Raw genomic sequence first — 10260 nt, 5'->3', positions numbered from 1 at the left:
GCGACGCCCCACCTGAGCGACGTCTGCCAGGTGGGGCGTCGCGGCGCAGATGGGGCGTCGGCGGAGATGTCTTGCGCGGGAGAGGGCGGGCGGGGGCGGAATAGGGTGGAGGGGTGAGTTCTCGCGCCCAGACACCGACGGCGGCGTACCGCGTCGGCGGTGTCGGCATCCTCGTCGCCGCGGGCCTCGTCGCCGCCGTCGTCGCCCTCGTCTACGGCGGCGGAGCCGCCCCGATCGCGCTGGGAGACCCGGGACCCCTCGTGCGCTGGGCGCTGCCGCTGGTGAAGTTCGTCATGAACCTCGCCGCCGCGGCCATGCTGGGCTCCCTCGTGCTCGCGCTGTTCGCCCTGCGCAGCGGAGAGCGGACCTTCGACACGGCGTTGGACACGGCATCCGCGGGAGCTGCGGTCTTCGCCGTCACCGCCGGCCTCAGCGGGTTCCTGTCGTTCATGGCGGCCTTCAATCCGGCCCTCAGCGCGGGGGAGGAGTTCGGCGCGCAGCTCGGCCGGTTCCTCATCGAGCTGCCCCTCGGACAGTCGTGGCTGATCACGACGATCATGGGCGCGGTCATCACGATCCTCGCCTTCGCCTGGCGCGGCTGGACGGCGACGCTCCTCACGGCGGTGCTCGCCGCCGCATCCTTCCTGCCGCTGGCCACCCAGGGGCACTCGGGCGACCTCTCCGGGCACACGATGGCGGTGAACTCGATCCTGCTGCACACGGTGGGCGCGGCCGTCTGGCTCGGCGGTCTGCTGCTGGTCGTGCTGCTGCGCGAGCGCGTGTCAGCCGGCATCCTCGTGCGCCGCTACTCGAGCCTTGCGATCGCCGCCTTCGCGGCCGTGGCGATCTCGGGGCTCGCGCGCTCGGCCGTCGCGATCGGCAGCTGGAATGCGCTGTTCACGCCGTACGGCGGCATCGTCCTCGCGAAGGCGGCGCTGCTCGCCGCGCTCGGGCTGCTGGGCGCCTGGTACCGGCTGCGCCTGATCCCGAAGCTTGAGGGCGGACGCGGATGGTTCTGGATGCTGGTGCTGTGCGAGCTCGCACTGATGGGGCTCGCGTCGGGCGCGGCCGCGGCGCTCGCGCGCACGGCGCCGCCTGCGGGGGAAGAGGCCGCCTTCGAGCGCACCCCGGCTGAGCACCTCACCGGTTCGCCGCTGCCGCCCGAGTTCACGATCGATCGCTGGTTCACGCAGTGGAACATCGACATCCTGTGGCTCGTGGTCGCCGGCTTCGGGCTGTTCTTCTACCTGGCGGGCATCCGCCGGCTGCGCCTGCGCGGAGATCACTGGCCGATCCACCGCACGGTCTTCTGGGTGCTGGGCCTCGTCATGCTCGTCTGGGTCACCGGCGGGCCGATCAACGCCTACCAGGAGTACCTGTTCAGCGTGCACATGCTCGGGCACATGATGCTGTCGATGGCGATCCCGCTGCTGCTCGTGGTCGGGGCGCCCGTCACGCTGGCGCTGCGCGCCATCCGCAAGCGCGACGACGGCACCCGCGGCGGACGCGAGTGGATCATGTGGGCGGTGCACTCCCCCCTCTCGCGCGCGCTCACGCATCCGCTGGTGGCGGCCGCGATCTTCATCCTCTCGCTGTGGGCGTTCTACTTCACCGACCTCGTGCGCTGGTCGATGTACGAGCATCTCGGGCACGAGTGGATGACCGCGCACTTCCTCATCTCGGGCTATCTCTTCGTGATGAGCCTCGTCGGCGCAGACCCCGTGCCCTACCGGCTGCCGCACGCCGGACGGCTCATCACCCTCATCGCGGTCATGGCGATGCACGCCTTCTTCGGCATCGCCATGATGATGCAGACGGGACTGCTCGTGGCCGACTGGTTCGGATCGATGGGACGCACGTGGGGTCCGACCCCGATGGACGATCAGTACATCGGCGGCGGCATCGCCTGGTCGATCGGGGAGATCCCGACCCTGATCCTCGCGATCACGGTGGCGATCCAGTGGAGCCGCAGTGACACGAAGCTGCAGCGTCGCCGCGACCGGCACGCGGATCGCACCGGAGACGCCGAGCTCGAGGAGTACAACGCGAAGCTCGCCGCCCTCGCCGAGCGCGACCGCCGCCGCGGCGAGTAGGGAGGGGATCTCCCCGCTCAGTCCGCCGGGGCGGACTCGACGGGCGAGCCGACCTTGATCGAGGCCGTGCCGTCGGGCAGGATCGCGATGGTGCCGTCGACCTGGAACGGCACGTCCTCCGCGAGGTCGTCGACCGTGCCGTCGAAGAGCGAGCGGACCTTCACCTCGATGTGCGCGACCGCCCCGGTCGCGGGGATCCGCCACTGTGCGCCATCCGGGACGACGGTGATCGTCGGCGGGGTCGTGATCGACCACTGCGGCGTCGAGGCGAGACGGTCGCGGACCTCGAGTCCGAACGGGCAGGCGGTCGGTTGCAGCACCTCCTGGGTCGCGCACTGCGCGAGGAACTCCTCGACGCGCTGCTGCACGATCGCGATGAACTCGTCGGTGGGGGAGGTCTGCACATCCAGCGGCGTCGAGGCGAGAGGAGAGTCGGCGAGCACGCCGATGCCGGATGCCGTGGAGATCGCCGTGTCCACGGAGACGGCGTACAGGCCGGGGGTGAACACGAGCATCGGCAGCGGGTCGAGCGGTGCCGCCTCCGCGCCCGCGGCGGAGATCTGGCCGCGCTGCATCTCGAATCCGTTCACGGCGAAGCGGTCGGCGCCGCGCAGGGTCAGATCGATCACGGCGAGAGGGCTCTGCGCGAAGCGCCAGTTCGGGGTGATGCCCGCCCAGCCGTCCTGCTCGATGCGGAAGGTCGTGGTGCCGGCGTGACCGGAGGCGAGGTAGGAGACGGTGACGTCGAACCCCTCTCCGGCGGCCTGCTCGCTGACGACCTCGATATCGGTGAGCGGTGCGAGGGCCGCTGAGCGCAGCAGCGCCTCCGACGGCTTCCCGTCTATGCCGGCGTCGGAGAGGGTCGCACTGTCGACGGCGACGCCCGGGACGTGCAGCGCGTCGGCGGCGCGGCCGGAGGAGAGCAGATCGAGGTAGCGGGTGACGAATGCGGAGGGGCCGTAGTACGACGTGTACAGGGTCGAGACGCCCGCGGCGATGGCGGCGATGAGCAGGACGCCGACGACCGCGAGCACCGCCAGATCGGCGGCGAGACGGGCGCGCCGAGGCGTGGTCGTCTCCGGTTCGTCCATGCCGCAAGTCTAGGAGCGCCCGCTGGGATCGAGCCGTGCACGCCGACGCGGATGACGGGATGAGACGTAGCATGGTGAGCGCCAGCATCCGTCTTCCACCGTGAGTGATCCGTGTCGTTTTCCGCCCTTTCCGAAGAGCAGCAGGAGCTGTTCCGGCTCATCGAGGACACCAGCGAGCACGTCTTCGTCACCGGCCGCGCCGGCACGGGCAAGTCGACGCTGCTGCAGTACTTCGCATGGAACACCGAGAAGCAGATCGCGATCTGCGCGCCGACGGGCGTCGCCGCGCTCAACGTCGACGGGCAGACGATCCATTCCCTCTTCCGCCTGCCGATCGGGCTCATCGGCGATGGCGACATCGATCAGAACGACAGCACCCGGCGCATCCTGAACGCCATCGAGACGCTGGTCATCGACGAGATCTCGATGGTCAGCGCCGATCTGATGGATGCTATCGACCGCTCGCTCCGGCAGGCGCGCGGCAAGCGCGGCATCCCCTTCGGCGGCGCGCAGGTGGTGATGTTCGGAGATCCGTATCAGCTGGCGCCGGTGCCGCCGCGCGGTGATGAGCTCGCCTACGTCAGAGACACCTACCGCTCGTTCTGGTTCTTCGACGCCAAGGTGTGGGCGGGGCCGAAGGCCGGTTCCGGGGCGCCCACGGGCGGAGGGCTGTTCGAGGTCGACACGAGCGCGCGGCTGCACGTGCGCGAGCTCGTGCAGATTCATCGCCAGTCCGATGACGGGTTCAAGGCCATGCTCAACGCGGTGCGCTACGGCCGCGTGACGGCCGACATCGCCGAGGTGCTGAACAGGCAGGGAGCGCGTCCGGTGCCCGAGCCTGAGCCCGGCGAGGTTCCCATGATCACGCTGGCGACGCGCAACGACATCGTGAACGGGATCAACAGCCGTCATCTCGCGGCCCTCCCCGGCAAGGAGCAGACGGCGCGCGCCGAGATCAACGGCGACTTCGGGCGCGGGGAGGCGGCGCTGCCAGCTGAGGCGGAACTGAAGCTCAAGGTCGGGGCCCAGGTGATGTTCCTGCGCAACGACACCGCGATGACGGGAGAGCCGCCGCGGTGGGTGAACGGCTCGATCGGGACGGTCGTGCGCATCCTCGGCGACAAGGTGCGCGTCGAGATCGACGGCGAGGAGGTCGATGTGGAGCCGGCGGTCTGGGAACGGTTCCGGTACTCGTACGACGCCAACACGAAGAAGCTCACGCGCGACGTGGTCGCCGAGTTCACCCAGTTCCCGTTGCGGCTCGCCTGGGCGGTCACGATCCACAAGTCGCAGGGCAAGACCTACGATCGCGCCGTCATCGACCTGGGCTCGGGGGCGTTCGCGCCGGGGCAGACCTACGTGGCGCTGAGCCGGCTCACCAGCCTCGACGGGCTGTACCTCACCCGCCCCCTGCGCCCCAGCGACATCAAGGTCGACGAGGACGTGCGGCGGTTCATGCGCGAGGCCTGGGAAGCCCGGCAGTCGACCCCGGAGCTGCCGCGGGTCTGAGGGCGGGGCCGGCCGCGATGGCCGTACCGTTTGTCGGGCGGATCGGCGGATGCGGGCCTGTTCCGGGTGTTTTCGCCCGACGGAGTGGAATCGGCCCGACAAAGTGACCGGGCGGTATCCATCTGTCACCCGACGGCGTCGGAGCCGCCGCCCAGGTGACGGCGGGCGCCCGGGTGACGGCGCGAGCGCTGGCGCTCAGGCGACGGCGCGGGCGCGGTCGAGGTCTTCGAAGAGCTCGGTGTTGAAGCGGTACGCCAGCAGCACCTCGTCGATCACGCGCTCGCGCTCGGCCTCGTCCCACGGGGCGGCGTCGAGCTGCTCGCGGTAGACGTCCTTGAACGCGGCGGGGTCGGCGATGTCGTCGAACAGGTAGAAGCCGACGCCGTTGGTCTCGAAGCCGAACCGGCGGGCCATGACGCGGCCGATGAAGACCCCGCCGGAGAGGTCGCCGAGATAGCGCGTGTAGTGGTGGGCGACGAAGCCGCCGGGCCAGGTCGCGCCGACCTGGCGGATGCGGTCGACGTAGCGCTTCGTGGTGGGAAGCGGGGTGATCTTCTCGCGCCAGTCGGCGCCGATCAAGAACTCGAGGTCGGCCTCGAGGGCGGGAAGGCGCGTGAGCTTATCGCTGAGGAAGACCGAGGCCACGGCATCCGCCCGCATCCGCTCCCCCACCGTCTCGAGCGCTTCGTAGATGAAGTAGTGCTGCGCGACGAGCGCGATGTAGTCGTCTCGCGAGCCCTCGCCCTTGAGGAGATCGGACATGAATCCTGCGCCCTCGCTCTGCGAGTGCGAGCGCGAGGAGCGCTCGCGAAGGGCGGCGGAGAAGGAGAGGATCTCGGACATGTGACCAGTGTAAGGCTTGCCTTACTTGATGACCAGCCCCTTGACTTCAGAGACGGGTGGGCGCTGGGGCGCGGTCAGAGGCCCAGGCGCTCGCGGGCCAGGTCGTAGACGGCGACGACCTCGCGGCGGACGGAGGCGCGATCGTCGATGGGGCCGCCGGGCCAGTCGACGCGGAGCTCGGATGCCGTGTCGGCGCGGGTGTAGGCCCAGACCCCGCCGTCGCCGTCGAATCCCGTCATCGAGACGTCGGCGAGCTCGTCGGCGGGGATGCCGGTGAAGGCGCTGACGATGAGCAGGTTATCGGCGGTGTGGTCGCCGTTCATGTGGCGGAGGACGGCGGAGACGACGTCGGCATCGAAGGTGTGGGTCACGATGCCACCCTAAGCCGTCGCGGGGTGCGGGTTCCCAGGTTGCTCGCTCTAGACTCGACAGATACGTCTTCGGGGGTTCGAATCCATGCAGCTTCTCTCTTCGCGCCGCGTGCGCGCGGTCGCGGCCGGCGCCGTGGCGCTCGCCCTGGCGCTGACTGGCTGCACGGCCACTGAAGAGACCATCACCTACGAGCCTCCGGCTCAGGTCGACGCCGCGCTTCCCGACGACATGGTCGCCGCGATGCAGGGCGCCGTCGAGAACGCGCTCGCCGCGTCCGGAGCGTCCGGGGCGATCGTCGGCGTGTGGGCGCCGTGGAGCGGCAGTTGGGTCAGCGCGATCGGCACGCAGAGCCCCGGCGGAGAGGGCGGCGAGCTCAGCACCGACATGTCGTTCCGGATCGCCGACGAGACCCGGCTGATGACCTGCGACGTCCTGTATGCGCTGGCCGACGAGGGCGTCGTCGGACTTGACGACCCGATCGACGAGTACGTCTCGGGTGTCTCCAACACCGACGGCATCACGCTGCTCGACCTCTGCAACGGCACGAGCGGCTTCGGCTCCTCTGAGGCATTCGTGAAGTCCTCGTGGCTCAACACGCCTGCTCGCGAGTGGGCGCCGCTCGAGCTCGCCGCGTACGGTCTCAGCCAGACGCCGACGGCCCCTCACACTGCCTACAGTGATTCCGACGCCGGTTACCTGCTGCTGGGACTCGCCCTGGAACGGGCCTCGCGCTTCACGGCATCCGAGCTCATCGCCAAGTACGTCACCACGCCGCTCGGTCTCGCCGACACCTCACTGCCGGGGTCCGCCGCCGCGCCGCCGTCGAGCGGTCCGGTCATGAAGGGCCACTACCTGACCGCGGTCGAGGGCGGATACGACTGCGCCGCACCCGTTGACATCACCGAGCTCTCGGCGAGCACCGGGTTCACCGACTCCGGCGCCGTGTCGACCATCGAGGACCTCGGCCGCTACGCCCAGGCGGAGGCCGCGCAGGCGCTGCGCGCGGAAGACGCTGAGCCCGCCCGCTTCAGCACACCGTTGCCCGCGCACGACGGCGCCCCGTCGTGGTTCCAGAACACCGGGGGCGCATACCTGGCCGGATCGCTCATCGGGCAGTACGGCTGGACTCCCGGGTACGCCACTTCGGCCTTCTCCGATCCCGCGAACGGGTTCACGGTCGCGGTGACGCTGAACGACTCGACCAGCGGCAACGCGATCGCGCTCTACCTCGCCTGGGAGCTCGCCGCGATCGCCTCGAAGGCCCCCGCGGCCCCAGGGCAGACCGCCCCCGAGTTCGGCCTGCCGTTCACCGCCGAGCAGTACCACGAGTCGATCTCGGCGGCTGCGATCGTCTGCGCGGCGCCCGCGGCCGCAGCCCAGTAGGGGCGACGGGTCGAGCGCTCTTCGACAGGTACAGGGCTCTTCGACAGGTACAGGGCTCTCCGACAGGTACAGCGCTCTTCGACAGGTACAGGGCTCTTCGACAGGTACAGGGCTCTTCGACAGGTACAGCGCTCTTCGATAGGTACAGGGCTTGAGGGGCGAAGGTGGCCAGGGCTCAAGGCTGAGAACCCAGCGCAGAGCATCAGGAACCCGGCGAGTACCAGGACCCCAGCGCAACGTCAGACGAACATGACGCGTCGAGGCGGGGGATCGGCGTAGGCGCGACCGAGGGGGCTGGTCCATTGGACCTCTCCGCCGGGGAGCTGGCGGGCTGTCCACCGGTGCCGCTCGTCGATGTCGGGGTGCTTGAGCGCATGGTGCCCGGCGCAGAACGCGCTGAGGTTGTCGAGACGGGTTCTTCCGCCCTTCGCGTGATCGTGGTTGTGATCGATCTGGCATCGGTGCACGGGCATGCGGCACCCCGGGAATCGGCAGTGCTGGTCGCGCGCATGCAGGAACCGCTTCATCGCCTCGGTCGGGACGTACGAGTCGGTCTCGACCAGCATCCCCTCCGCATCGAGGAACAGGCGCGACCACAGGGAGGTGCGCCCGGCTAGGAGCCGCGCGTCTTCGGCGAGCATCGGGCCGTGCCCGTCGAGTTCGGCAGGACGCTCGTCCTGGCCGGCGATCGTCGAGGCGGAGATCGTGACCTGCACGCGCCCGGTGATGCCGTCGAGCCCGGAGCCGCGTGTGGCGGTGGGATCGCTGCCCAGCAGCAGATCGGTTGCGAGGTCGGCGCGGACCTCGTCGATGCCGCGCTCATCGAGAACAGGGTGCTCGAGGTCGGGTGATCCGCTGTCGGTCAGAGGATCCCGCAGCGGGTCGGTCGTGAACGTGTCGCATTCTCCGAAGATCGCGGAAGCGCCGAGAGCCGCCGCATCGTCGTGCAGCGGGTCGATGTCCTCGGGGCGGATCGGCCCTTCTCCGGAGTCGAGGATGTCGAGGTCGAGCACCGGGTCGAGATCGGCGCGTGAGCGGATGACCTGCCCGGCGAGCCGGGTGAGACGATCGAGGATCGCGGTGGCGAGGTACTCGGGCAGCACGATCTGCAGCAGGGCGAGCCCGTCTCCGACGGATCGGACGCTCACCGCGCGCTCGCTCTTCGCCCTGGCATGCCGCTCGGCGACCGTATCGCCGGCGAGGGCCGCGGCGACCGCACGCAGTTCAGCGCGGGTCGTCGCCGGTGTGGAGCGCTCGGCGATCACGAGAGCCGCCACTTCGTAGACGGTGCGGGCCGCAGCATCCGCCGCGCCGGAGAGCACCGCCTCGGCCACGACGTGCCCCGCGCCGATGACCTCGCGCACGTGCGCGGCGGTCACGGCGCCCTGCCCGAAGGCTTCACGCAGTCGCGGGTACTCGGCGAGGAAGTGCGCATCGGCGAACGCGTTGTCCATGGTGCCGTTTGCGATCCGCCCCGCGGCCGCGTACTCGGAGACCATCGACCGGTGGTACACGTCGCGATGGAACCCGTCGGAGGCCACGTCTTCGGCGTGCAGGACCAGCCGCTGCGCGAGCAGCTCAGCGGAACGGGCCTGAAGAGCCGCGATCTGCCGCTGATTCTCGATCCAGGCATCGAGCAGCTCGGCGCGGTGCCGGAACTCGTCGTCTGGGGTGTCCATGCATCTAGACTAGAACATAGCAGCGAAGCATGCAAGTAGAATATTCGTAGAAATATTCGATTGAAGAATGCGTGGCACTCAGCAGTTTCACCGCGCGGCATCCGCACCCGAACCGCCCTCGCCGCTATTCTCGACTCGCTATGGCGGATGCCGCACCCGAACCGCGCGGGCGGCTCAGGCTCTGCCCCGTTCCCATCAAGAAAAGAGCATCCTCATGTCCGGGACACCACGCAAGGCGCTCGCCGAAGCGCTCGCCACGTTCCTCTTCGTCTTCGCCATCATCGGCGCCGTCAACAGCAGCAGCGCCCTCACACCGCTCGCGATCGGTCTCGCGCTCGCGGTCCTCGTCTTCGCGACGGGGCACATCTCGGGTGCCCACCTGAACCCCGCCGTCTCGGTCGGCGTCTTCCTGCGCGGCGGCCTCAGCGCCACCGACCTCGTCGCCTACATCGTCGCCCAGTTCGTCGGCGGCGCGCTCGCCGCACTGGTGAGCTTCGCCGTGTGGCCCGCCGCTGCGGAGCCGGTCGCGATAGAGACCGGTCCGGCGTTCCTCGTCGAGGCGCTGTTCACGCTCGTGCTCGTCTGGGTCGTGCTCAACGTCGCCACCTCGAAGGACACCGACGGCAACTCGTTCTACGGTCTCGCGATCGGCGGCACCGTGTTCGTCGGCGCCGTCACAGTGGGTCCGATCTCCGGCGGCGGCTTCAACCCCGCCGTCGCTCTCGGCCTGTCGGTCAGCGGCAACTTCGACTGGGCGGACCTGTGGCTGTACATCATCGCCCCGGTCCTCGGCGCGGTCGTTGCCGCGGTCCTGTTCCGCGTGCTCAACAGCGACGACGCCAAGAAGATCGGCGCCTGACGCCCGCTCGAGAACGCCGCGTCCTCCTCGGACGGCGCGGCGTTCGGCGTTCCCGGCCCTTCGGCAGGTGCAAGGGTTCAGGAACGGCGACGCGGCCAAGACATAAGAGTTGCAGTTCTTGGCACCCGAAACGCTCGTGCAGAGCATCCGTTCCTTCCCAGCCCGGGACGACCCGCGGGGGAAGGGGAACGGATGAGCGCCTCACGTCCCGGGCCGCGTGTGCACCCTCCACGAGGCCGACGCCCCACCTGCGCCGCGACGCCCCACCTGAGCGATGTCCGCCAGGTGGGGCGCGGACGGGCAGGTGGGGCGCGGGCGGATGCTGGGACGGGCAGGTGGGGCGCGGGCGGATGCTGGGACGGGGAGGTGGGGCGTGGGCGGATGCTGGGACGGGCAGGTGGGGCGCGGGCGGATGCTGGGACGGGGAGGTG

The 10260-nt window shown here is 69.8% G+C and carries 8 protein-coding genes; 4 read left to right on the top strand and 4 right to left on the bottom strand.

The genetic code is table 11. The features are described from left to right. Nucleotides 1-113: 113 nt before the first annotated feature. A complete protein-coding gene (locus tag QM568_RS11555; RefSeq protein WP_415138952.1) occupies nt 114-2093 on the top strand; it encodes a cytochrome c oxidase assembly protein in 1980 nt (659 codons plus the stop codon). A gap of 17 nt (nt 2094-2110) precedes the next feature. Here the strand turns inward: QM568_RS11555 and QM568_RS11550 are convergent, their stop codons facing one another. Continuing rightward, entirely contained in the window at nt 2111-3184 is a 1074-nt protein-coding gene (locus QM568_RS11550) for a hypothetical protein (protein ID WP_415138950.1), read from the bottom strand. Nucleotides 3185-3295: 111 nt separating this feature from the next. On the opposite strand from QM568_RS11550, the gene QM568_RS11545 reads away from it, so the two are divergent. Further along, complete coding sequence (locus QM568_RS11545; RefSeq protein WP_415138948.1) at nt 3296-4693, top strand: ATP-dependent DNA helicase; 1398 nt, start codon at nt 3296-3298, stop codon at nt 4691-4693. 195 nt (nt 4694-4888) lie between these two features. Here the strand turns inward: QM568_RS11545 and QM568_RS11540 are convergent, their stop codons facing one another. Together QM568_RS11540 and QM568_RS11535 are read right to left on the bottom strand one after the other, a co-directional pair. Next, nucleotides 4889-5536 carry a heme oxygenase (biliverdin-producing) gene (locus QM568_RS11540; RefSeq protein ID WP_415138946.1) on the bottom strand — a complete coding sequence of 216 codons (648 nt, stop codon included), beginning with the start codon at nt 5534-5536 and terminating at the stop codon, nt 4889-4891. A 74-nt stretch (nt 5537-5610) separates the two neighbouring features. Beyond that, nucleotides 5611-5907, bottom strand: a complete 297-nt coding sequence (locus QM568_RS11535) for a DUF2470 domain-containing protein (protein ID WP_415138944.1) — start codon at nt 5905-5907, stop codon at nt 5611-5613. Between the two features lie 85 nt (nt 5908-5992). Here QM568_RS11535 and QM568_RS11530 point away from each other — a divergent pair, with 85 nt between their 5' ends. Then, nucleotides 5993-7291 carry a serine hydrolase domain-containing protein gene (locus QM568_RS11530; protein ID WP_415138942.1) on the top strand — a complete coding sequence of 433 codons (1299 nt, stop codon included), beginning with the start codon at nt 5993-5995 and terminating at the stop codon, nt 7289-7291. A gap of 239 nt (nt 7292-7530) precedes the next feature. On the opposite strand, the gene QM568_RS11525 is transcribed toward QM568_RS11530, so the two are convergent. Then, a complete protein-coding gene (locus tag QM568_RS11525; RefSeq protein ID WP_415138940.1) occupies nt 7531-8970 on the bottom strand; it encodes a DUF222 domain-containing protein in 1440 nt (479 codons plus the stop codon). A 214-nt stretch (nt 8971-9184) separates the two neighbouring features. Between QM568_RS11525 and QM568_RS11520 the strand changes: the two genes are divergently transcribed. Further along, entirely contained in the window at nt 9185-9829 is a 645-nt protein-coding gene (locus QM568_RS11520; protein ID WP_415138938.1) for an MIP/aquaporin family protein, read from the top strand. Nucleotides 9830-10260 lie beyond the last annotated feature (431 nt).

This window comes from Microbacterium sp., from assembly GCF_047607465.1.
Classification (GTDB): domain Bacteria; phylum Actinomycetota; class Actinomycetes; order Actinomycetales; family Microbacteriaceae; genus Microbacterium.
Note: the sequence above shows the minus strand (reverse complement) of the source record. Positions and strands in the feature narration are given on the sequence as shown.

What these genes read in the sequence shown, in the direction of transcription:
- QM568_RS11550 (WP_415138950.1), bottom strand. Translation starts at nt 3,184, where the DNA reads ATGGACGAACCGGAGACGACCACGCCTCGGCGCGCCCGTCTCGCCGCC.
- QM568_RS11540 (WP_415138946.1), bottom strand. Translation starts at nt 5,536, where the DNA reads ATGTCCGAGATCCTCTCCTTCTCCGCCGCCCTTCGCGAGCGCTCCTCG.
- QM568_RS11530 (WP_415138942.1), top strand. Translation starts at nt 5,993, where the DNA reads ATGCAGCTTCTCTCTTCGCGCCGCGTGCGCGCGGTCGCGGCCGGCGCC.
- QM568_RS11525 (WP_415138940.1), bottom strand. Translation starts at nt 8,970, where the DNA reads ATGGACACCCCAGACGACGAGTTCCGGCACCGCGCCGAGCTGCTCGAT.
- QM568_RS11520 (WP_415138938.1), top strand. Translation starts at nt 9,185, where the DNA reads ATGTCCGGGACACCACGCAAGGCGCTCGCCGAAGCGCTCGCCACGTTC.